Below are 23,875 nucleotides of genomic sequence, written 5' to 3'. Positions count from 1 at the left end.
ATAGGAGCTGCAATGAGAAAACTGGTTCATATAATTTACGGCGTGCTTAAAAACAAGGTACCTTTCGATCCAAATTACTCTCTCAAATCCTCTTGACTTCCAAGACGGTATCTGAACTTGTTTCAGAATCTCGCTTTTAACCCGTTCATGCTTCGACAAGCTCAGCACGAACGGGTTTGGTGGTTACAGGATTAAACTGAGGAAACGCGCACGGATTTGGGTTATAATTTGCTCAATATGACAGACATCGATAAAGCGCTGCTCGACCCGACGAGCGAGTTCAGGACGCCCGAGGACGTGCTCAAGGCGCACGACCTCACGCGGGAGCAGAAAATCGAGGTGCTCCGGAGATGGGAGTACGACGCGAGGGAGCTCGAGGTTGCGTCCGACGAGAACATGATCGGAAACAACTCAGACCTCCTCGACAGGGTGCTCAAGTCACTGAGCATGCTCGGCTACGAGCCCGACCCCAACAATGTCCCGCCCACCAAGCAGGGCGGAGTCTGATCTCAGGCGATACCGTACTGCCCCGCGATTATCCTCTTCCACATGCCCGGCATATCGGCGAGCATCGCCGATGCGGTGTTTCCGATAGATTTGAAGTCCGCGTCGCCGGGGCTCACTTTTATGTCGAGCACCTGCGGCTCGTTTACGGGTTTCCCTATCCGAGAGACGAGAAAGGCCGAGGCTTCCTCGGCAAGTCCCGATTCAACTATCTCCCTGCAAAGGTCTCCGGCGAAGAGGTTATAGAGCTTGCCCACGTGGCTCACAGGGTTCTTCCCGGCCGCGGCCTCGAGCGTCATGGGCCTGTAAGGCGTAATGAGCCCGTTCACCCTGTTCCCCCTGCCTACCTGCCCGTCGTCCCCCTGCTCGGCGCTCGTCCCGGTGACCGTTATATACACGCTCCCCCTCTCGTAGTCGTCCGCCGTATTGACGGCGAGCTCGACACCCCCGGCCCAGTCCTCAGCCAGGAGCGCCTGTTTCACTTCCCCGAGCTTAAGCGCGTAGTCGGCGACAGAGGAAACGTACCTGTCGACCATTGCTATCGCGGCCGTGAGGGAGATCCCCTCCCCTCTCCTTATCCCCATTATCTTCACGTCCTCGCCTATGAAGGGATAATCCTTCCTGGTTTCGGTGGCGTTCAGGAACCTTTCGGCCTCGTATACAGTCCTTTCGAGCCTGTCGAGCGGGTAAAAACCTACCCCGAACGACGTATCGTTCGATAAAGGCACCTCCCCCTTTCCGAACCTCTCGAAGAGATCGATGAGGTCCCTGCTCCCGGGCCTGATCATGACGTTTATCGAGACGTCCCTCACAGGGTCGAGGTGCCTGACGGTATTCGCTAGGACTCCCCGCGCAGCCTCGGCGGATATCTCGTCCACGGGCAGCGCCTTGCCTCCCCTGTTTTTAATCGCCCGCCCGGCTATTATCACCTCGATAGGCTTCACCACCCTCCCCCCTCCGAACGCGGGCTCGGCCGAGCCCCCGACGAGTAGAGCCTTGTCGACGTTATGGTGCATGACGCAGCCGAACTCGGAAACGTAATATTCAGACAGTGCCCTCGATATCCCCTCCGTAATGTAATCGCAGAGAGTGTCCGGGTGGCCCGGGCCCTTCCTCTCCGCCGCCTCTACCATAAGCTCGCGCGGGAGCGGCCTCGGAAGAGGGCCGACGACTATGTTGCTTCCCATGGTGCGTCCTTCCCCGGGAAAAAGCAGGGGAGAGAAAAATATTACCATAACGAAGGATAGTAGACCCGCCCGCCGGGACTGTTTTCTTCTTTTCCTTTCCTGAAACGATCCCGGATCACGTCCGGGACATGGTTCAGGACGTGGTTTAGGATGACAAATGTAAAGACGAGATTCCCGATCGGCGTCGGGAATGACAGAAAAGAAAATCCCCCTAAATTTGGTTTAACTGAGGGCATAACTTCGATGAAGATGCTTATCCGCTGTCAGCCAACATCGACTAATTCCTCCGATTTGTCGGAATTGTTGCTCGAAATCGTTTGTGAATGTCGGGAAAACGAGATGCTGAAACAACCCTGGATCTCGCTTTATTCATGAGATTGCCGCGGTCGCTTACTACGTAATTTGGCTCGTGTGACCCTTGTGTTTAAATTCATGAGCGTACTTGCAATAGGCCGATAGCGACCGGTTCTTGCACACGTTCAGAACCGTCCCTCGCAAAGACAGGACAAAAACGGGACGCGGTCTTCCGTCCGATGTCGCATAACCGGACAGCGGCATCTTCAGGGTCCCGCGGGTTCCGCCCGACGGGAGGGGGGACGAAAATACGCGCATTTCAGGGGGAATTGCCCTTTAATCTCACCTCCGTGCCCTGAAATTAAGCACGCGAGGCTTCACGTGCCTTAAAGGCTTGCATTCATTTAACCCGTTTTTGTTGTTTAATTCGCCCAAGGACTTATACGGGACCATCTGGCACCATAATTGCTCATGCATATATCGAGAGAGGGATGTTCCGGTTTAAATTCCATCTTTAAAGGAGCCGGACTTTGGAGCTGGTGTTGATTATCGTGATGCTTTCGTCCTTCCTCATCCTGGCGGGAGCCGTGAATTCCACCGACACAGAGAACGTATACAGGCAGAGGCGCCTCGACATGGTCGAGGAGCAGATGGCGCAGAGGGACATATCAACGCCCGAGGTGCTGAGGGCGATGAGGGCGGTGCCCAGGCACAAGTTCGTGCCCGAGCACCTTATGGACCTTGCATACAGCGATACGCCTCTGCCCATAGGCATGGGGCAGACGATCTCCCAGCCTTACATAGTGGCGTACATGACGGAGCTTATCCGCCCCGGGAAAGGCCGGAAAGTGCTCGAGATAGGCACGGGCTCGGGGTATCAGGCTGCGGTCCTCGCCGAGATGGGGGCCGAGGTCTATACGGTCGAGATACTCGAGCCGCTCTCGCTTTTCGCGAGGAGCGTGATCAACGGTCTCGGTTATTCGAACGTGCATTTCAAGACCGGGGACGGATACCTCGGGTGGGAGGAGCACGCCCCGTACGACGCCGTCATAGTGACGGCCGCCCCCGAAGAGATACCCGAGCCCCTCAAGGCCCAGCTCAGGGAAGGGGGCAGGATGGTGATACCGGTAGCTGACGACGGGCAGGAGCTGCTGCTGCTCACGAAAACGAAGGAAGGCTTCGACGAGGAGAGGGTAGCGCCCGTGATGTTCGTGCCCATGACCGGAGAGGCAGAGAAGCACAGAAAGTCCGAAACGACGAAAACGCCGGACGGCGCGTCCCGGTCATAACGAGCGCACACAGCCGCGCTGAACCAACCTGTGAGACGATGCAATAAAGCCTCCCTGTCTCATAGATAACCTTAACATCCTTCCGTGGGTGATAACACACATTCCTGAAAACCCGTTATTTTAAATAACCATACCATCCGGAACAGCCGTATAATTTGAACCATAAGCCGTCAGCAAACGACTAACCGGATACGTGCATCGGATAACTCACGTATGGCCGGATTGTTACGTTCCGGCGCATTATATAAATACAGGTCTAAAATGCTCACGAAAGAGACCTCTGCGAGAAGGATTTTGAAAAAGCTCGGACCGCACACCGCACAGTCCGTGCTCGATTCCCTCACGGAGAACCTGGCCGTGCTCAACGCCAGGGGAATCATTGTTTCGGTGAACAGCGCCTGGATGAATTTCGCCTCCGGGAACGGCGGAGACCCGCTCGACCGCGCTTCGGTAGGGGAGAATTATCCGAGGGCGTTCAGGGAGGCTTTCGGCAAGGAAACGAGGTTCGCCAAGGCGTCCCGGGCCATCGGCTCGGTTATCACGGGCGACAGGGAGAGATTCTCGATCGAATACCCGTGCCATCTCCCCGATCAAAAGAGGTGGTTCAGGCTCTCGGTGACCCAGCTGAAAAAGGGCGGTATGACCTCGGGCGCGGTCGTTTCCCACTCGGACATAACGCGCAGGAAGCTCGCCGAGCTCGAAACCAGGAGACTCGCGGTCATAGACCCCATGACGGGCATCCTCAACAGGAAGGCGGGGCTCGAATACATACGGAAACAGATAAAGGCAGCGAGGAGGAGGAAACGGAGCCTGACCGTGTGCTTCATAGACCTCGACAACCTGAAATACGTAAACGATAACTACGGGCACAGGGAGGGGGACAGGACGATACGCGCGGCAGTGAAGCTGATGAAGAACGTGCTCAGGGAAACGGATGCGATGTGCAGGCTCGGGGGAGACGAAATAATTATCGTGCTCACGGATACGCCCGCCGGGGAGACCAAGCCCGTGCTTGACAGGATCGCCGAGCTTATAGCCAGGAGGAACGAGAAGGCACGCATACAGTGGAAGCTCGAATTCAGCTACGGCCTCGCCGAGTACACGCTCGGGAGCAAGCTCACGGCCGAAGAGCTCGTGGACATAGCCGACAGGAATATGTACAAGATGAAGATGTCGAAGAAATACAAGAAGGGGGTAAATTAGCCCGACCCGGGTAAACGGCGGGCAACCCCGCCCCCTCCCCGAACTGGTCGTAATATCAGGAGAACCTCTGTCCGCGCCGGGAGAAACCCCACCTCGCGCGCAAAAAACGTATATTTATTAACAGTCATCCGAAAGGGCCGCGGACTGCGTAGATATACATTAAGCCCCGTACGCGAATGCGTCCGGAGCTATCTGTAAATCGAGGGACCCCGGAAAATGACCATTCTCGACGGAATAGCGGACAGGATACAGAACGGATATGTTTACAGAGCCATGTTAAAGAAAGAACGTAATAAGGACGCTGTATTAGCTAAAGCACAGTTCGAGACCGTGCTTGCGGTGCTCGATTCGCTTCCCGAGCACATCGGGGTGCTGGACGCTTCAGGGCTGCTTGTCGCGGCCAACCGCTCATGGACCGCATGGAAGGGGAAGAACGGCGGGGGCGCGGCGGGGAGGCCAGAGCCGGGGACAGACTATCTCAAGATGCTGAAGAAGCACTCGGCCGAGAGCGAGAGGTCGCTCCGCCTGCTTAAGAATATAGTATCGGTGCTCGGAGGGAAAAAGGACAGGTTCACGATGGAATACCCTTCCCACAAGGGCCAGGACAAGAAATGGTTCCTCCTGTCCGTCACGCCGATGAGGTCCGGCGGGAGGGTCACGGGAGCCGTGATCTCGCATACGGACATAACGAGGAGGAAGCTCGCCGAGCTCGAGACGAAGAGGTTCTCGGTTACAGACCCCATGACCGGGATACTGAACAGGAAGGCGGGGCTCGAGTCCGTCCACAGGCAAATGAAGTTCTGCGAGAGGCACGGCTGCAGCTTCACTGTCTGCTATATAGACATCGACAACCTGAAGCTCGTGAACGACAGCTTCGGCCATAAGGAGGGGGACAGGGTCATAATCACCTTCGTCAACCTGCTCAAGCGCGCGCTCAGGGAATCGGACGTAATGTGCAGGCTCGGGGGAGACGAGATACTGCTCATACTCCAGGAGACCTCTCTCGAAGGTAGCAAGTCGGTCGTAAACAGGATCCGGGACGCCGTCCATGCCAGGAACGCGAGGAGCGCCAGGCCTTACGGCATAGAGTTCAGCTACGGCATCGCCGAGTACACGCTCGGGAGCAAGCTCACGCCAGAAGAGCTCGTGGACATAGCCGACAGGAATATGTACGGCATGAAGTCCTCGAAGAAAACAAAGAAAGGCGGGAGCTACAGAACCCGCCATAAACAATAAAAATTACACACCCTATGCGCACCAGCCCGTAATACCCGCCCGAAGCCGCCGCGCCCCGGGGGGGCATGCCGCAGCTCCGCGCGCGAGCGGCAGAGCCGATAACCCTTTACACGCATATACAATCATCATGTTTATGTAATTAATTCCGGCCCCTTCCGTTGAATCGGATGTATATTTAAACGGGGGAGGCATCCGCACCAGAAACTACACGTTAAAACCCTCGCACACCGCTCCCCGCCGAGAAGCCTGAAAGACACAGAGGAGCTACCGCTATCAGGGCAGAAGGTTATTCGGGACAAAAGCTTTTCGATTTAATCTCGGAGCGCGAACAATCCTTTGAGGACATAAACCGTTTGCTGGATTTCGTGCAGACGGAAATATACCTGTTCGACAAAGCAACTCTGTTATTCCTTCTGGTAAACAAGCCCGCAAGAGAGAACCTCGGGTATTCGTCGGACGAGCTCTCGTGCATGACGCCGCTCGACCTGATGAGGGACTTCACGCCCGAGCGCCTGACGAATCTGAGTAAAAACCTCGATAACGGCGAAGAAGAGGTAATCGAGTACTCGACTTTCCACTACAGAAAGGACGGCTCGTGTTATCCGGTGGAGGTCAAGCTGAGCGAATGGACGTTCAGGGGCGCTCCCGCGTATATGGCGGCTGCGCTGAGCGCGACCGACAGGAGCATAACCGAGGAGCGCCTGAAGAATACACTGGAGGACCTGGCCAAGCTCAACCGCTACGAGACCGTGATCAATATCGTCACCCAGGCGGTCCACAAGACGATCGACCTCCAGATGGTGATGGAGAACGCCGTCGAGGCCCTGAGCCGGAATATGGACGCCGTGAACAACATATGCATATACCTCCGGGAGGGAGGGGAAGCCGTCATGCAGGCCCACAGGGGATACCCCGACTGGTTCGTCGAAAGGGTAAAGAGGATCCCCTTCCCCAAAGGGTTCACGTGGAAGACGTTGATCGACGGAAGGATGATCTACGTCCCCGATACGGAAAGGGACAACGTCATTGGACAAGCGGGCAAGGAGCTCGGAACCAGGAGCTATCTCTCGATCCCGATAAAATCACATGAGGAAAACGTGGGGGTCATCAATATCAACGCCGATGTCAAATACGCTTTCGGCCCGAACGAGCTGCGGGTGCTGGAGATAGTGTCCCGACAGATCGAGATAGCGATTAACAACGCGAGGTACGCGGAATCCCTCGTCCTTTCGGAAAGAGCGCTCCAGGAGAAGGTATCGCTGCTCTCGAAGAAGGAAAGGTACGAGAAGATCATAAACACGGTGAGCCAGAGCGTCCACAGCTCGATCAATCTCGACGAGGTAATGGTGAACGCGGTTAACGCTCTCGCTGAAAATATCGATGATGTCGAAATGGTATCGATTTTTATGATCGAAGGAGAAGACCTGGTGCTCAAGGCCGAGCACGGGTTCCCCGAGTGGTTCAGGGAGAGGGTAACGAGAGTACGCCGTCCCAGGGGCCTGATGTGGAAGACCGTTATAGAGAGAAAGACCGTTTACATCCCCGACACTGAATACGAGACGGCTTTGGGGCCCGCAGGCAAGGAAGCCGGAGTAAAGAGCTATGCGGGGATGCCGATCGGACTGGGGGAAGAGACCATCGGATGTATAAATGTCAGCTCGCTGAAAAAAAATGTTTTTTCCGAGGACGAGCTCAACCTGCTCGAAATTATCAGGGAACAGATCGAAACGGCTATACTCAACGCAAAGCATGTGGAAGCGCTTAAAACATCGGAGGAGCGTTACCAGACGCTTACGGATATACTGCCGATCGGGATTTTCCGCGCCGATAAAGAAGGGGTCGGCGTTTACGTGAACAACAAGCTCTGCGAGATCACCGGCATCACCAAGGAAGACGCCTTCGGCGAGGGGTGGAAGGAGAAGGTGCACCCCGAAGACCGCAAGCGCGTCGTCGATATTTGGACGGCTTCCGTCAAGGCGAGGATACCGGCAAAGGAGGAGTACCGTTTCGTGCACCCGGGCGGCAAAACAGTATGGGTGTTCGCCGAAGGCATACCCGACACCGGCGCCGACGGAGAGTTCAAGGGCTACGTGGGCACCCTCACGGACATCACGGAGCGCAAGCTCTCGGAGGAGAAGATACGTTTTCAGGCGTCCTTGCTCGATCAAGTCCGTAACGCCGTCATCGCAACAGACCTCGATGGCAAGATACTATATTGGAACAAATTCGCAGAGAAGATCTATCAATGGAGAGAATACGAGGTGGCGGGCAGGAATATCATCGATACGGTCGTACCGGAAAGCTCCAGGGGAAAAGCAAAACAAATCATCGACACCGTCAACGAGTCCGGTCACTGGGAGGGAGATGTTTTTCCAAAGCGAAAAGACGGATCGACTTTCCCCGCGCAGCTAATATTATCTGTGATACGCGACGAGAGAGGAAGAGTAATCGGAAATGTCGCGGTAGTCACCGACATCACCGAGAAGAAAATGCTGGAAACTCGGTTCCTGAGGGCACAGAGGCTCGAGAGCATAGGCACGCTCGCGGGAGGGATAGCGCACGACCTGAACAACATCCTCCAGCCGATAATGTTGTCCATACAGATCCTCAAACAGGGGATCAGCGGAGAGAAATACGAGAGGATACTGAGCGTCGTGGAATCGAGCGCAGAGAGGGGGGCCGACCTCATAAGACAGGTGCTTTCGTTCGCGCGCGGCGTGGAGAGCGAGAAGCAGACGCTCAACGTGAAATACCTGATATCGGACGTCCTCAAGATAATGAAGGAGACGTTCCCGAAATCGATAGAGATAAAGACATATACGGACGGAGAGCTGCGGAACATAGTCGGAGACTACACGCAGCTCCACCAGGTGATACTCAACATCTGCGTGAACGCGAGGGACGCAATGCAGGCTGGGGGAGAGCTCTCGATCTCGACGAGGAACATTAGCGCGGGCGAAGACGGCTCCGGGAAATACATCGACATCGTGCCCGGAGAATACGTAGAGATAACAATATCGGATACGGGATCAGGCATACCGCCTGAGGTCATGGACAAGATATTCGACCCGTTCTTCACTACGAAGGAGCAGGACAAGGGGACTGGCCTCGGGCTCTCGACCGCATACGGCATTATTAAGGAGCACGGGGGCCATATATACGCTGAAAGCGAGACAGGAAGGGGCAGCAGGTTCGTCATATATCTGCCCGCCATCCCTGTGAAAGCCCAGCAGGAATCCGACGCATACGAGGACACAGACGCCGCGGCCGGGACCGGGGAGACGGTGCTCGTGGTGGACGACGAGCCCGCGGTGCTCGATATAACTAGGGCCATTCTGGAGGAATTCGGATACAAGGTGCTGACAGCCAACAACGGGCACGAGGCGCTCGACGTGATATCGGACAGGAAGAAAGGCATAGACGCCGCGATCGTGGACATGATGATGCCCGTGATCGGGGGGAAGACCGTTATACGCTCGCTCAAGAAGATGCGACCCGCGCTCAAGATCATATGCGCGAGCGGCTACCAGAAGGAGCACGAGCTCATAACCATGGAAGAAAACACGGCTGACGCGTTCCTTAGCAAGCCGTATAACTCCGAGACGCTGCTCCGGACGCTGGACGAGGTGCTGCATGGGGAGGAGGGATGAGGGCTTCGGTATTCAGGATCTCATCTTTCCATAACTGTATGCATCCTTCGACACGCTCAGGATGAACGGGTTAAAAATTAAATCCTCCTTAATATGAATTTGTTACCCGCATCACTCCGATCAAGGCATTTCATTGCCATTTATCAGTACCGACCAATTCCTCATTTACTCGGAATTGTCCTCCTTTTCCAAAGGAGGGAATTTCAAGGAATCGCGGCTGGAAGCCGCTCCTACGGACAGGATGCATAATGCAAGTTACGCGATGCAGGATTACGGTTGTGATTCCGTACATCAACTCAGTACAATACCGACGGCATCCAGATTTCGTCTGGCGGGTCGTAGTGCCCCATGGACATGAGGTTCATTACCTTCACCGCCCTGTACCCGCGCTTAAGCGATTCGCGGTAGAAACGGGCTTCGCTCAGCGGACAGAAAAATTTAGCAAAATGAGGTAAAGTGCGCGATACCTCGTCGATTAGAGCGAAAGCATCTTCCTCCGTCCGGGCTACTCCGTGCCCGAGGAACCCCGGTACGAGGTATCCCGTCATCCTACCGTTGCGCTCTATCACCACCGGCGGGAATCCGTATTTCATTGCGGCAGCAACTTCATTACGCCTGCTTACCTTGTAAATGCTCCGGCATAGATCGTCCATAGCTTCTATATCCGATTCCGCAGCCGGGCGCACGTCACCCTGCGAGATTTTACGACCCGGTGAAGCATCCATCAGCGCCACACCGGCCCTCACATCGAATCCAAGGGAAGAGTAAAGAGATAGGGAAGACATGTTGAACGAATCCTGAAGAAGCCTCACCTGCTTAATACCGTTTCTCTCCGCATATTCGATGACATCCTCCATCAATGCCCTGCCCACGCCGCGCGCCTGCGTGGAAGGATCGATCGTAATCGGACCCACACCCGCAACCGGATCAGAGAGTGAAAGAAAATTCGATCCTACGGGCCTGCCGTCGACGAGAGCTGCAACTCCATATATATCGTCACGGCTTACGAATAACCCGATTACGTCAACCGCCAACTCCTGCGTCGGGAAATCCCTGGGGAAGTTATGACGGTCGTGGATTCCCTTAAAAGCCTCGAAGCATATCCTCCCGAGCTCCTCTATGTGCTCGGGTCCTGGAGGAACGAGAACGGGTCCCGACGAACCCTTACGCTGTTCCGTGTCCGCTTTTTTTTCTGTCATTGTCTAACTCTCCTTTCCTTATTAATGTCAGCCGGTATTCTTCAAACCGGCCGAGATGCCGTTAATGCTGAGCTTGATGTTGTCCAGCATGGCCGTCTTTTCCTCGGGGGTGAAGTCGCCCTTGTATAGTCTGCGCAGCAGCCCAACCTGTATGTAGCTCAGCGAATCGATGTACGGGTTCCGGAGCTCGATCGACTTCTGGAGGAAGGGGTTGTTGTCGAGTATCCGCTTCTGCCGGGTGATCTTGAGCACGATCTCCGAGGTAAGGTCGTATTCATCCCTTATCCTGCCGAATACCCTCTTGCCCACGTCCCGCGGGTTTACGAGGAAGGAGTATTCGAGCGCGATCCACATGTCGGCCCTGCTGAGGGTCATCTGTATGTTGTCCACATGAGACCTGAAGAACCTCCACCCCGAGTACATCTCGCGCAGCAGCGCGAGGTTCCTCCGCGGGTTCTTGCGTATGAATGAATCGAGCGCCGAGCCTACCGAATAGAACCCGGTGATGAGGTGGCGGTTCTGCGTCCAGCTGAAGACCCAGGGTATCGCGCGGAGGTCCTCTATGCGGCGCGTCCTTTTTCTCCGGGCCGGCCTGGAGCCGATTCCCATCTGCTGTATGACGGAGATGGGCGTCGACATCTCGAAGTACGCGTAGAAATCCGGGTCGTCGTAGACGAGCGACCTCCAGTGTGTCCTCGCGTCTGACGCAATCTCTTCCATCGCCTCTTCCCACTCGGGCCTGACGTCCTCGCCCGTGAGGCTGGTTAACACGACCGAGGTGAGCACGAGCTCGAGGTTGTCCTCCGCTATCTCAGGGTGAGAGTAGTTGCTGTATATGACCTCGCCCTGCTCCGTTATCTTTATCGCGCCTTCGACCGTTCCCGCGGGCCTGGCGAGTATCGCCTGGTTCGTCGGCCCCCCTCCTCTGCTCACGGTGCCGCCCCTCCCGTGGAAGAACTTGTTCCTTATCCCGAACTCGTCCGACACGCGCTTGAGCGCCGTCTGCGCCTTGTGTATCTCCCATCCTGCCGATAGTATGCCGCCGTCCTTGCCGCTGTCCGAGTACCCGATCATTATCTCCGATATGTCCCCCCTCGCGCTTACGTGCTCCCTGTAGACTGGGTTCGAGAAAAGCGTGCGCATAATATCCGGCGCGTGACGGAAGTCCTCTATCGTCTCGAAGAGGGGTACGATGTTGAGGCGGCTCGTGACAGAGCCGCCGTCCCTCTGGTAGAGGCCCGCCTCTTTTGCGAGGAGCAGCACTTCGAGCACGTTCGCAGCGCTCTGCGTCATGCTTATGACGTAGGTGTCTATGCAGTCGGGGCTTATTTGCGAGAGGCTGTCCCTGATAGCCGCGAAAGTCAGGAGGAGCTCTTTCGTTTCTTCGGACAGCGTGAGCCATTCGGGGACGAGGGGCCGGGGGTTCTTTATCTCTCCCGTGAGCCAGGCGAGCTTTTGTACTTCGTTCATGCTGCCGTACGAGGGGAGCCCGAGGCGCTCCGTTATCTCCGTGACCGCGCTCCTGTGGACGGAGCTGTTCTGCCTGATGTCGAGCTTCGCCATGTGGAACCCGAAGACCTCGACCTGCCTTATGAACTTTTTGAGCATGGAGTCCGCGATGTGCCCGCCTTTATTCTCCCTGAGGCTCGTATCCACGATACGGAGGTCGCGGAGCAGCTCGTCCTTATCTCCGTAAGGGGGGACATCGCCTCCGCCTCCGCCTTCGATTTCGTCGAGTGCGGCGCGGAGCCTCATGTCCATGTATTCGAGATACACCCTGTAATACTCGCCCGGGTTGTGTATGCCGCGGGCCTCGGCCGCCGCCCTGACATCGTTCGTTACGGCAGCCGAAAGCTCGGCGCTCACGGGGACTAACTTCACGGAGGAGCTGAGCTGCCTTTTGAGGCGCTCCATCTTTTCGATGTGTTTTTCCAGGGCGAGCGCCTTCTGCGACCGGAGGACTTCCCTCGTTATACGGTGCGTTATGAAAGGGTTCCCGTCCCTGTCCCCTCCGACCCATGAGCCGAACCTGAGAAAGGGCGGGACTTTTATGCCCGGGACGCCGTAATTCTCCTCGATCTTCCTTTCGAACCTGTCGTATATCCTGACGAGCGCGCCGAATATTATCTCCCTGAAGTAATAGTGTATGTTGCGGGCCTCGTCGAGGGGGGTGAGCTTGTAGGGAGGCACCTCTTCTGTCTGCCATAGACCGTCGAGCTCGGCGTGTATCTCGTCCTCGACGGCCTTCTTCTCGTCGGCGCTGAGGATCGGGCTGTCGTAATCAACGAGCAGAGACGATATGCGCCTGAACTTCTCGAGCACTATGTGCCGGTTGACTTCCGTCGGGTGCGCGGTGAGGACGAGCTCTATCGACATCCTGTCGAGGAGGTCTTTGAACTCGTCCCATGAGACGCCCTTCTCGGCGAGCGTCTGGAACATGTTTTCTATCGAGCCCTCGCTCGAGTCCTTGACGTCCGAGATGTACTTGTACTCCCGCCTCCTCCTTATCCTGTGTATCTGCTCCGCGATGTTGACGAGCTTGAAATAGACGGTGAACGCGCGGGTGACCTTGTAGAGGTCATTATCGGATAGGCTCCTGATAGTGGCGACGAGCTCGTCCTTCTGGCTCTTCTGGTAGCGGCTCCTCATCTCCTTGGTGAGCGCCCGTATCTTCTCCTCTATGTCGAATATCTCCACCCCCTCCTGCTCCTTGATCACCATGCCCAGTATGTTGCCAAGGAAGCGGACGTCGTTCCGGAGCGGCTTTTCCCTGTCGGTCTTGGGTGGTTTAGGCGTCACTCTGGTCTTAGCTTTCTGATGTGCCATGATTGGTGCTCCCGTAAGGCACATTAATCATATATCAAATATGAACGGGAGACCATAACAGATGTCGTGTAGGCCGGAGCGGATTCGTTATGGGGAAGAAAGGAAAATTAATGTACCCCCTCACCCTTACCCTCTCCCACATAGGGGAGAGGGAAATAAAGGCATCGCGGCTGGAAGCCGCTCCTACGGGGTAGAGTTGGAAGCTATTGTCCGTAGGAGCGCCATTCCCGTATCAAGTACGGGACAGGCCTGGCGCGATTTTTTTAAATCAAAAACGAGATTGCCGCGCTGCTTCGCAGCTCGCAAAGACAGCTCTCTTTTATGTCTTCGCGAGGGAACGGAGTGACCGTGGCGATCTCGCTTTATTCATGAGATTGCCTATCCTGAGTATAGTCGAAGGGCTCGTAATGACAGATTCAAACCATCCGACAGATGCGACAGACGCACGGAGTATATACCCTGCGGATGTGTCGCATCTGTCGGATGAGGGTTCTGGGGGGGGATATCACCCCCATCCTACCCTTCCCCCCTCAAGGGGGAAGGTAATGAATGAAAGAAAGGAAAAAGATGAGATTCCCGATCATAGTCGGGAATGACAGATAAAAAAACGAGATTGCCGCGCTGCTTCGCAGCTCGCAAAGACAGCTCTCTTTTATGTCTTCGCGAGGGAACGGAGTGACCGTGGCGATCTCGCCTTATTCATGAGATTGCCTATCCTGAGTATAGTCGAAGGGCTCGCAATGACAGGAACGATAAGACACACCCTCGCCCTGACAATTGAAATACGTTACATAACCCTTGCGCAAAGATTACAATTTTGTAATAATCGGCTTTTAACCATGCAGCCGATAGATTGAGGATTATTAATGAAGTAGAATCATGGCGAGAGGAATCCGGGATGATCTAACTGAGTCCGGATTGGGGCATAACATGCCAAGGCCCGGTGATAACATGAATATCAGGGTGGACGGGAGGCTAGTATCCGTAATAACGGTGCTGATCTCCCTTATGTGCACAGCCCCAGAATCGAGGGCGCAGGAATTCGTGAGAGGGGGCTTCAACCCGGACGACCCGCCCGAGGCCAATATAAAGCTCCTCCCCTATCTGTCCTTCGGAGCGCAGCTCGAATTCGAATACGAGTACCAGAGGAACAGAGACCTCGACACGACTGACGACGAGGACTTTACCACCATGGAGCCCGCCCTCGTCCTTGCGCTCTCCTTCGACCCTGTCAAATACTTCCAGGCGTACATAGACATGAAGCTCGCGGGCGAGTTCGAGTTCACAGACGGCCGGACGACGAAAGACAGGGCCGTGCTGGAAGTCGAGCTCGCCTATATACTGCTCAAGGAATTCTGGGGCGACAGGCTTGCCTTCCAGATAGGGCGGCAGAGGTTCGAGGACGAGCGCCAGTGGCTCTTCGACGCGGAGCTCGACGGCGCGAGGGCGTTCCTCTACTTCTACGGCATCGACGCCGCATTCTCGGTAACCCGGGGCGGCATCGTGGACGTCGATCTCCTCAACAGGGACGCGGGGGACAAGACGAATAATTACATTACATACTGGACATATAATTTTTCAGAAGACACGAACGCCGCCGCCTATTTCGTCTTCCGCGACAACACAAAGGACGAGGAAGAGAGCGCGATCACTTTCGGAGCCCACTCGGACGGGGACTTTACGGAGAGCCTCGGATACTGGCTCGAGCTCGCGTACGTATTCGGCACCCGCGACGGGAGCGATATCGGAGGCGTAGGATTCGACGTCGGCTCCACTTACGCATTCGATGTGACTCCCGAGCCTTCGGTCACTCTCGCCTACGCATTCGGCGGGAAAAATTTCATGCAGACGGGGCTCCAGGGGAACGAGAGCGATTTCAACGGGGCAGCCGACTTCCTCTATTACGGCCAGCTCTTCGACCCCGAGTTGAGCAACATGTCCATATTTACAGCCGGAGTGGGACTTAACCCGACGGAGGAAACGTCCTCGATAGACCTCGTCTATCACTACTATCTCCAGACCGACGCCAGGGACAGCCTCGCGGACTCGGGTATAGACGCCGACCCCGACGGGCGGAGCAAGAGCCTCGGGAGCGAGATCGACCTCGTGCTCGGATACGAAGGCGAGGAGAACGGTTTCGCTACAGCCCTCGTGCTCGGCTATTTCATACCCGGAAGCGCGTTCCCCGGCGATGCCGAGGACAGCTTCCTTGCGAACCTAACGCTCGAGTACAGGTTCCAGCCGAGGGGGGAAAGGGATGAGTGATGGATTATAATTTATACAGGACAGGAAGGGACGGTTAAACATGCGCGTGCTCGTGGTCGAGGACGATAAGAAGATCGCAGCCTTCGTGATGAACGGGCTAAGGCAGGCCGGGTTCGCCGTAGACCATGCGTCAGACGGCGAGGAGGGGCTCCATCTCGCCCTCCACGAATCCTACGACGCGGCAGTGATAGATATCATGCTCCCGAAGCTGGACGGCCTCGGCCTGATCGACGAGCTCAGGCGGAGCGGCGTAATGACTCCCGTCCTCATACTTAGCGCGAGACGCACGGTCGACGACAGGGTGAAGGGGTTAGAAGCCGGAGGGGACGATTACCTGACCAAGCCCTTCGCGTTCTCCGAGCTCCTCGCGCGCGTGCAGGCGCTCATAAGGCGCTCTACAGGCTCGACGGCGGCCACCTATCTCAAGGCTGGGGAGCTCACGATGGACCTCCTTACGAGAAGGGTCGTCCGGTCGGGCGAAGAGATAGAGCTCCAGCCGAAGGAGTTCTCGCTTCTGGAGTACTTCATGAGGAACCAGGGCAGGGCTCTCTCGAAGACGCTCATAATGGAGCACATCTACGACTACAGCTTCGACCCGCAGACGAACGTGGTCGACGTGCTCGTGTGCAGGCTCAGGAACAAGCTCGACAAGGACTTCGATACGAAGATGATACAGACGATAAGGGGTGTGGGCTATGTTCTTAAAGAATCCTAAACTCCTTTTCAAGTCGAGCAGCTTCAGGCTCATCACGCTGTACACTGTGCTTTTCGTCCTGAGCTCGCTCGTAATTAACCTCTACATCTACTCGGTCATTTCCGACTACATATACGAGCAGAGCAGGAGCGAGATCGAAGAGGACCTGAACGACCTCGCCGGAATTTATCAGGACGAAGGCATGGATGCGTTCAAGCTCGAAATATTCGAGGACGAGGAAGACCCGTTCCTCGTGCGGCTTTTCGGAGGAGAGCGCGACGCCGATATTCTGAGGGTCCCCAAAGGCTGGGATGAATTCGACGAAGAGGAGCTCGGCGCAGGTGCGGGATCGGGAAATAACGAATGGGCATTCGTCAGGGAGGGCGAGGAAGACGCGTACGAAATTACCTCGCTCACGCTCGAGGACGGCTCGGTACTGACGATGGGCCAGACCATCGCCGGGAGAGAAGACCTTTTGAGGAGGATACGGAACGTCTACCTCTTCGCTATTATTCCCGTGATAATCATCGCGTACCTGGGCGGTCTTTTCGCAGCAGACCGCGCGCTCAACCCGATAAGACAGTTGATAAATACGCTCAATTCCATCGTTGCGAAGGCAAAGATAGACATGAGGGTTCCCGTGCGCAACGAGGATAAGCTCAACGACGAGCTCATCTCTCTCTTCAACACGATGCTCGACAGGATAGAGGCCCTCGTGAACGGGATGAGGAGCGTGCTCGACAACGTCGCCCACGACCTGCGCACGCCGATGACGAGGCTCCGCGGGACTGCGGAAATGGCGCTCCAGTCCTCAACCGACGGCGAGGCTCTGAGTGAGGCCCTCTCCGACTGCATAGAGGAATCGGAGCGGATACTCATAATGCTGAACACGCTCATGGACGTGTCAGAAGCGGAAACGGGGGCGATGAAGCTCAATCTCGAAGAGATGAACGTCGCACCGCTGATAGACGACGTCGTGGACCTCTACGGGTACGTCGCCGAGGAGAAAGGCGTCTCGGTACACGCGGGTTTCCCAGGGGAACTCTACCTCACGGCGGACAGGAGCAGGATACGGCAGGTGCTCGCCAACCTGCTCGATAACGCCATCAAATACACCCCATCGGGCGGAAGGATAGACATAGAAGCGAGCCGCAGAGAGAAGGAGGTAGAGATCACGGTCAAAGACACGGGCATCGGCATCTCGGAAGACGAGCTAGACAACATCTGGGACCGCCTCTACAGGGGAGACAAGAGCCGCTCGCAGAGGGGGCTCGGGCTGGGACTCAGCCTCGTGAAGGCCATAGTCGGCGCGCACAGGGGATACGTCGAGGTATCGAGCAAGCCGGGAGCGGGATCGGTATTCTCAGTGCATCTCCCTGCTTGATTTTTCATCCGCATAACGAAGCGAACGTATCTCTTTTCCTTCCGGGGAAGTTTTAATAAAAGGAAGAATAATGAGACCCTGAAACGAGTTCAGGGTGACTGATTCTTATAGGTAGTTGGTAACACCCCCATCCTGTCCTTGATTTGGCTTAAGCGGCATTGAGCCCATAGTTGATTGGCTGCATCATCTTCGTTGTAGGTCCGACCGGTTCTTACGCACTCTCAGAACCGTCCCACGCTGGGGAGAGGGGAAATTTTGTTGTCCTTCGACAGGCTCAGGACGAACGGGGTTTTAGATTCCCGATAAAGATTTAGTTTATTTTACTATGTTTCCTAGATAATGGACATCTTAGCAATCAGTCAATAGTGACCGATTGCCGATTTGTATTGATATGCATCTTGCCAAGTATAATTACGCATTAGTAATCAGCCGGCGGCGACCAGTTCTTACGCTTGCTCGGAACTGTTGCTCGCAATCGTTTGGGGAATGACAGTATGAAAAAAACGGGATAAGAGACTTTATCATAACCATTTCCGCGATGTAATGTTCATGAAATATTCCGGCAATCGCCTTCCTTTATCATGGAGATAAATCCAGATTCAGGAGGTGCGTTATGAGTAGCACAAGAGCATTAAAAGCGGTATTAAGAAGTTGCGGCGGAGCGGGGAGCAGGTTTGTCTACGCTGCTCTGATTCTCCTCTCGGCGCTCGGGTTCAGTTTTACGGCAGGCGCGCGGGACAGCCACAACGATCGAGAGATCGAGGGGCAGGAGATCCCGTTCAGTGATGCGCAGATACGGATAGAGGTGAATGCCACCGACGGGGACGCGGGACTCCAGATCTTCCTCGACGGAGAGGCCTGGAAGCAGATCAGGATAGAAGACCCGAACGGCAGGCTCGTCTTCGAGGTGGACAACTTCGGCAAGCTGAGGAGGCTCGGAAGCACGGAGCTCTTCATGGAGAGCAACGAGCCCGATTTCCAGGAAGACATGTCCCTCCCCGCTATACTGAAGCTCCTGCCTGCGGGTGTGTATGACTTTGAGGGCACAACCGTTGAAGGAGAAGAGCTCGAAGGCGAGGCGGAGCTCACGCATGTTCTACCCTGCGGGCCTGAAGTAACTTCGCCCGGAGACGGCGATACGCTCAACCCGAATGCTCCCGTCGTCATCGAATGGGAGCCCGTCACGAGTAAGCTCGACACGGCTTCGGCTACGGGGGAGTGCAGCGATTCGGCCGACATCGAGATTATCGCATATGAAGTAATAGTTGAACTTGAGGGAGCGGAGCCTCCGCAGAAATTAGATATTTTCCTTCCCGCCGACGCGACGCAGGTTACCGTCCCAGCGGAGCTTATAGTGCCGGGCGGAGAGTACAAGTTCGAGGTGCTGGCGATAGAAGCGAGCGGGAACCAGACCATCACCGAGGGAATCTTCATGACCTCGAATTAGCGCCGCAAACCTCCGGTGTATTTACGGGATTCCCCCCGGCGTAGCCGCAGCTGCTATGAGGAATGCGGGGGGAGTCCCGACCTTTCATTCAATTACATGACTCATCCCTCATTACCTGCACCCGCCCTGTTTCGAAAGAATACTGGAGAACGGGGCGGGTTATCTCGGTCATGGTCGGAGTTACTGACATTCAGGAGTACAACCCGTTCAATCCTTCGACAAGCTCAGGACGAACGGGGGTTTTTTATACCAGTAGCGAAACCTTACGAACTTGTAATCTTTCGGAAATGGAGGGGCAAGATTCCTCCTCTATCATGTGAGTAAATATGTCAAGAGAGGAGGTATTGCCATGATTAAAAGAGCGGCGTTAGCGTTCCTTGTGCTGAGTCTATCGTTTTTCACGATCGGCGGATGTAACGGAGGAGGCGGGGGCGGAGGGGGAGTATGCCCGGAGCTGAATACGGGCATAGAGGTCTGCGACCCCGAAACCGGCGGGCCCTTCTCGCTCGTGATCGATAACGGGTTCTTCCCCGTCGTCGTCGGCAGTGAGATGGTTCTCGAGGGAGAGGACGACGAAGGCGTAGTAGTAAGGGTGGAAATAACAGTGCCGGACGAGACGGAAGTCGTAGCAGGGGTCACGACTCGTGTCCTCGTGGAGACGGAATTCGAGGACGGCGAGCTGATCGAAGTTTCCAGAAACTTCTTCGCCCAGGCCCCTGACGGGACTGTCTGCTACTTCGGCGAGGACGTTGACATATTCGAGGACGGCGAGATCGTGTCGCATGAAGGGGAATGGCGCGCGGGGGAGGACGGGAACCTGCCGGGGATAATGATGCCCGGAGAGCCCGAAATCGGCATGGTATTCCAGCAGGAGTTCGCGCCGGGGATAGCGGAGGACCAGGCAGAGATACTCGCGTTCGGCGAGGAGATAGACGTGCCCGCGGGAATGTTCAGCGACACGCTTACGACGGAGGACTGTAACCCGCTTGAGGACGGAGCAACCGACTTGAAGGTATACGTGGACGGAATAGGGCTCGCGATAGACGAATTCGCGGAGCTTATATCGTTTTAGCCAGCTGGAGAGGCAGGGATCAGTCGAGCTATCACACCCTTCCTAGCCGAGGGTTTTGTCCTTGAGCGCGAGAGGCGGCCTCCATGTCCCTTCGGCGACGCTGGGGGCGCGGCGGCCCCATGTGTTGTCGCGCTTGTCGGGAGCGTCGGTGAAGAATCTTACCAGCAGCCTGTGGAGCATGTTCATCTTGGGCAGTATTCCGTGGAATCCGCCCACACTGGTGAGTATCTGGTCTCCTATTTCCCAGTACCCGAAATCTCCCGGCGTGACGCAGACGAGGTTCTCAGGGGCGAGGAATTTAGGCACTGCTCCCTCGAACGGCACGGTGCCGTCGCCCGTGAGCCTGCACTCCGGGTCTGTGATCCTCGCCGGGAACCACTTGTTGTCCCTGTCCGAGGTCTTGAAATCGAATTCGGGGAACCTGCCGTTCTTCACGATCCTGAGCCGCACCCTCGTTACGGAATCCACGCCGACTACCGCGAGCCACCTGTCGGCGCTCATGCCTGCGTCGGATAATCTGAACGCGTCCATATTCGCGCGGTGGTCTTTGCCCGACTTGAGCATGGCCGAAAATATCCTCTTCGCTACCAATTCCTGATCGGGGGTCGGAAGGCCCTTGAGCCTTATCCACTCCTTTATAGACTGCACTATGCTCGGCTGCCACGCGGCGGGGTCGAAGAGCGAGCGGGGCACGCCCTCGGGCACTTCGAGACCGCCGCTGAAGCTCGGGACGAGGTAATAGAGCGCGGGAGTGACGCGGGCGGCTTCCCTCTCGCGCGAGCTGGGAGGGGACGTCCCCAGATTGGCAGTGCCCGTCGTCACCTTAATCACCGCCTCGAAAGAGCCCTGATATGGCGTCGCTATGGTCGCGACCTTGTGCACCGGGGCCTGACGGCCCTTGCTTTTCAGGTATCCCGCTATAATCAGACCGCCCATCGAGTGCCCGACGAGGTTCACTTTAGGGTCGTCCTGATAGCCGGCCCTGTGGTAGTGCTTGAGGAGCTTCGTCCTGTCGATCACTTCCTGAATGAAAGAGTCGAGCTCCGCCTGTATGTCATCGAGCCTCATGCGCCAGTCGTAGCCGAATGGAAAGACGGGCACCTTCTTGTCCTCCTCAGAGCGGAGGTTGTAGCGGAGCTCTTCGATCAATTCCTTGTACGCGATCTCGTAGATCTGGTCCGGCCTGAGACGCGCGGGCTCCTGAGCCTCGTAGCGGAGGTCGTTCGGGTGGAGAGCGACGCGCTCGTATTTCTTCGTCATCACCGTCCAGACGTATTCGGGCGGGAGGTCGTACTCGTCCTTTAAATAAGTCGCGGTAATGCCGGGCACTACTACGACGGGGTAAGGTAAAGGCATATATAACCCTCCGTTACGAGGTTATATCGAATTACGGGTATCGAGGAAGGTAAGCGCCCGCTAGCTCACAACCCTGAATATCGTCCACCGGGCGGTGCCCGAGACTATGTACTTCTCGAACTCCTTCCCCCACTTCCTGTGCGTCTTCAGCTTTGCGAGCTTCGCCCAGGCCTCGTCGAGCTCCCGGAGCTCATTTATCACAATCTCGGTCTCGATAGTGGACTCGTTTGCGCCGATCGACCCGGTGATGAGTCTCACCTTATCGGGCTTCCAGCCTATCTTCGAGCCTACTTCTTCGAGCCACATCTTCATCGAATCCAGCGCGGCCTGCTTGTAGCCGAACCTGGCTTCGATCTGCCATCTTGCTATGAACATTTGGTGACCCTCCCCTTGGATTTTTATGTCCGACCCTCACGGCATGACATGCGCCGCTTCTCATCCGCACGCGCGGGAACTAGAACGACACCCCCGCGGCGGACGTTATGCGGAGCACGGCTTCCTGATTGAAAAGCTTTTTGTACGTCTCCTTTATCTCCTCTATGGCGTCGTCGACCCCGGCGCTCGATTCGTTTTCGTAAAGCAGGATCAATATCTTAGAATCCTCCTTTATCACCTCTCCCGACTCCATCATCCACTGGCCGTCGGAATCGATGATCGTAAGCCCTTCCTTGAATTCCGGCGTAACGTAGGTGTCGACGAAGTTTATCCACTCTTCTTCGGATATCGTTCCGCCGGGCCTGGACAGCCCGAACACCAGGATAGTCTGCACGTAGGGCTGGCCGTAGAAGGGCTGGACTGTCCCCCTCAGGTTCCCTGCAGAGTCAGTGCATGAGAGGACCGAGACTGTTAAGAGCGCTGTCAATATAAAAGCCGAGTACCGATAACGGGTTCCGGTCCGTGAAATATTCTTTGCCATAGGGACATCATAACATGAAGTATGGTGCCGGGGACAGATGTTGTGAGCGATATAATAAAAACGCGATTGATTTGGATAGAAAGACTGGATTCCCGATAAAGACTTTCGGGAATGACAAGACTTGTGTAAGGTAAACCCCCACCCACGCCCTCCCCCTTTTTTAAAGGGGGAGGGAATTGAATGAAAGAATGTAGAGGACGACGGGTTGCCGCAGACACGTTACACCCGTTCAACCCTTCGATCCCCCTGCGGCTCATAGCCTACAGGCGACGTGCCGCGGGCAGGGCGAACGGGTTCTATTATCAGCTATTATAGTCGTACTTGACACCTGCAATATCAAAAGGTATTAATTATTGATAATGAATGTCAATTTCTTGCAGCCTTGCTGCCGGATTTGACTCTATAGCATAGAATCGAAATGCTTGAGTTAGTAAACAGGATTTCCCGAAAGTTCCATAACTGGAAAAATGAGGTCAATGAGCTTCCCGGCTCGGAACCGGAATTCCAGAAATGGCTCTTCATTCATATTGCTGGCGTCCTCTTCGGCGGAAAGGCGGGCGAGCTCCTGACCCTCTCCTCCGTCCAGTGCGGGCTCCCTTTTGACCGGCAGCTCGAAGTTATCGACACGCTTTCGGGCAAATGGGCATACTCCTATCTGCTCCTCTATAAAAATTCGGACTCAGCGAAGGTGATCTTCTATAAAGAGAGCGGAGTAAGGAAGGCTTTGTCCGAAATTCCGCCCTGCATACTCGAAGGGGACTTGAATTACATGGCAGGCATAGAGCCTGAAGAGTTCCTCAGGGAGATCAGCCTCCGCTGGAAGACGACGGGCGGGATACCGCACGAGATAGGCGTCGCGCTAGGCTACCCGGTCAAGGACGTGCTCGGTTATATGGGTCTCCTGCCGCTCGAATGCAACGGCATATGCGGCTGGCGCATCTACGGAGACCCTGCTTCGTCTCTCCATAAATGCAGGATGTATACCCGCGCCAAACAGGGCGCTATGGCTTTCCTGGCGGCGTGATACTGTTACCCAACCCCAACTATTCCCAGTACCGTACCGGTCAAGTCAGGATGCTCGCGGCCCCACAATCGCATCCACGGGGCATTGCGGAACACAGCGGACGTGAGAAACGTTCTGACAATCGTTGCAGAGGCCGGAGTCGATAATATAGGTCTTCTCCACCTCGGCTGCGCTTATGGCATTACGGGGACAAACCGGACGACACGCATCGCACATTATGCATTTCTCGGGAACGATGAAGTAACTCATGCTGCCCTCCTTTTTGCTCGATCTCTACTCTTGATATTATTATGGAATATTTGAATGTGGAAGTCTATACGGAATAAAAT

Annotated in this window: 18 protein-coding genes; 11 read left to right on the top strand and 7 right to left on the bottom strand. The window is 55.7% G+C overall.

Annotation, left to right across the window (positions count from 1 at the left end):
• The first annotated feature begins 216 nt into the window (after positions 1-216).
• On the top strand, positions 217-507 hold the full coding sequence (locus AB1598_14535) for a hypothetical protein (protein MEW6146227.1): 291 nt from the start codon (positions 217-219) through the stop codon (positions 505-507).
• A 2-nt stretch (positions 508-509) separates the two neighbouring features.
• On the opposite strand, the gene AB1598_14530 is transcribed toward AB1598_14535, so the two are convergent.
• A complete protein-coding gene (locus AB1598_14530) occupies positions 510-1,691 on the bottom strand; it encodes a methionine adenosyltransferase (protein MEW6146226.1) in 1,182 nt (393 codons plus the stop codon).
• Between the two features lie 833 nt (positions 1,692-2,524).
• Between AB1598_14530 and AB1598_14525 the strand changes: the two genes are divergently transcribed.
• The 4 genes from AB1598_14525 (at position 2,525) to AB1598_14510 (ending at position 9,363) form a co-directional block, all read left to right on the top strand.
• A complete protein-coding gene (locus tag AB1598_14525) occupies positions 2,525-3,274 on the top strand; it encodes a protein-L-isoaspartate(D-aspartate) O-methyltransferase (protein ID MEW6146225.1) in 750 nt (249 codons plus the stop codon).
• 213 nt (positions 3,275-3,487) lie between these two features.
• Complete coding sequence (locus tag AB1598_14520) at positions 3,488-4,477, top strand: diguanylate cyclase (GenBank protein ID MEW6146224.1); 990 nt, start codon at positions 3,488-3,490, stop codon at positions 4,475-4,477.
• 216 nt (positions 4,478-4,693) lie between these two features.
• Entirely contained in the window at positions 4,694-5,713 is a 1,020-nt protein-coding gene (locus tag AB1598_14515) for a diguanylate cyclase (GenBank protein MEW6146223.1), read from the top strand.
• A gap of 353 nt (positions 5,714-6,066) precedes the next feature.
• Positions 6,067-9,363: a PAS domain S-box protein gene (locus AB1598_14510; protein ID MEW6146222.1), complete on the top strand. Its 3,297-nt coding sequence runs from the start codon at positions 6,067-6,069 to the stop codon at positions 9,361-9,363.
• Positions 9,364-9,659: 296 nt separating this feature from the next.
• Here AB1598_14510 and AB1598_14505 read toward each other — a convergent pair whose 3' ends face one another.
• Both AB1598_14505 and ppc read right to left on the bottom strand, forming a co-directional pair.
• Positions 9,660-10,562, bottom strand: a complete 903-nt coding sequence (locus AB1598_14505; protein ID MEW6146221.1) for a GNAT family N-acetyltransferase — start codon at positions 10,560-10,562, stop codon at positions 9,660-9,662.
• A 27-nt stretch (positions 10,563-10,589) separates the two neighbouring features.
• The gene (gene ppc, locus AB1598_14500) at positions 10,590-13,388 is read right to left on the bottom strand and encodes a phosphoenolpyruvate carboxylase (GenBank protein ID MEW6146220.1); all 2,799 of its coding nucleotides are present in this window, start codon (positions 13,386-13,388) and stop codon (positions 10,590-10,592) included.
• Positions 13,389-14,318: 930 nt separating this feature from the next.
• On the opposite strand from ppc, the gene AB1598_14495 reads away from it, so the two are divergent.
• The 5 genes from AB1598_14495 (at position 14,319) to AB1598_14475 (ending at position 20,250) form a co-directional block, all read left to right on the top strand.
• A complete protein-coding gene (locus tag AB1598_14495) occupies positions 14,319-15,653 on the top strand; it encodes an alginate export family protein (protein ID MEW6146219.1) in 1,335 nt (444 codons plus the stop codon).
• A gap of 40 nt (positions 15,654-15,693) precedes the next feature.
• Positions 15,694-16,368 (top strand): response regulator transcription factor, encoded by a 675-nt coding sequence (locus AB1598_14490; protein MEW6146218.1) that lies wholly within the window; start codon positions 15,694-15,696, stop codon positions 16,366-16,368.
• Positions 16,349-17,731: a HAMP domain-containing sensor histidine kinase gene (locus AB1598_14485; GenBank protein ID MEW6146217.1), complete on the top strand. Its 1,383-nt coding sequence runs from the start codon at positions 16,349-16,351 to the stop codon at positions 17,729-17,731. Before AB1598_14490 ends, AB1598_14485 begins: the two co-directional genes overlap by 20 nt.
• 613 nt (positions 17,732-18,344) lie before the next feature.
• Positions 18,345-19,178, top strand: a complete 834-nt coding sequence (locus AB1598_14480) for a hypothetical protein (protein MEW6146216.1) — start codon at positions 18,345-18,347, stop codon at positions 19,176-19,178.
• Between the two features lie 349 nt (positions 19,179-19,527).
• The gene (locus AB1598_14475; GenBank protein MEW6146215.1) at positions 19,528-20,250 is read left to right on the top strand and encodes a hypothetical protein; all 723 of its coding nucleotides are present in this window, start codon (positions 19,528-19,530) and stop codon (positions 20,248-20,250) included.
• A 42-nt stretch (positions 20,251-20,292) separates the two neighbouring features.
• On the opposite strand, the gene AB1598_14470 is transcribed toward AB1598_14475, so the two are convergent.
• The 3 genes from AB1598_14470 to AB1598_14460 all read right to left on the bottom strand — a co-directional run bounded on the left by AB1598_14470 (position 20,293) and on the right by AB1598_14460 (position 22,468).
• Positions 20,293-21,606 carry an alpha/beta hydrolase gene (locus AB1598_14470; protein ID MEW6146214.1) on the bottom strand — a complete coding sequence of 438 codons (1,314 nt, stop codon included), beginning with the start codon at positions 21,604-21,606 and terminating at the stop codon, positions 20,293-20,295.
• A gap of 60 nt (positions 21,607-21,666) precedes the next feature.
• Entirely contained in the window at positions 21,667-21,981 is a 315-nt protein-coding gene (locus tag AB1598_14465) for a hypothetical protein (GenBank protein ID MEW6146213.1), read from the bottom strand.
• Positions 21,982-22,060: 79 nt separating this feature from the next.
• The gene (locus AB1598_14460) at positions 22,061-22,468 is read right to left on the bottom strand and encodes a DUF3574 domain-containing protein (protein ID MEW6146212.1); all 408 of its coding nucleotides are present in this window, start codon (positions 22,466-22,468) and stop codon (positions 22,061-22,063) included.
• A gap of 472 nt (positions 22,469-22,940) precedes the next feature.
• On the opposite strand from AB1598_14460, the gene AB1598_14455 reads away from it, so the two are divergent.
• Complete coding sequence (locus AB1598_14455; GenBank protein MEW6146211.1) at positions 22,941-23,546, top strand: DUF3793 family protein; 606 nt, start codon at positions 22,941-22,943, stop codon at positions 23,544-23,546.
• 45 nt (positions 23,547-23,591) lie between these two features.
• Here the strand turns inward: AB1598_14455 and AB1598_14450 are convergent, their stop codons facing one another.
• A complete protein-coding gene (locus AB1598_14450) occupies positions 23,592-23,795 on the bottom strand; it encodes a 4Fe-4S binding protein (protein ID MEW6146210.1) in 204 nt (67 codons plus the stop codon).
• Positions 23,796-23,875 lie beyond the last annotated feature (80 nt).

The organism is Thermodesulfobacteriota bacterium, from assembly GCA_040754335.1.
Taxonomy (GTDB): Bacteria; Desulfobacterota_D; UBA1144; order Nemesobacterales; family UBA2774; genus 2-12-FULL-53-21.
Note: the sequence above shows the minus strand (reverse complement) of the source record. Positions and strands in the feature narration are given on the sequence as shown.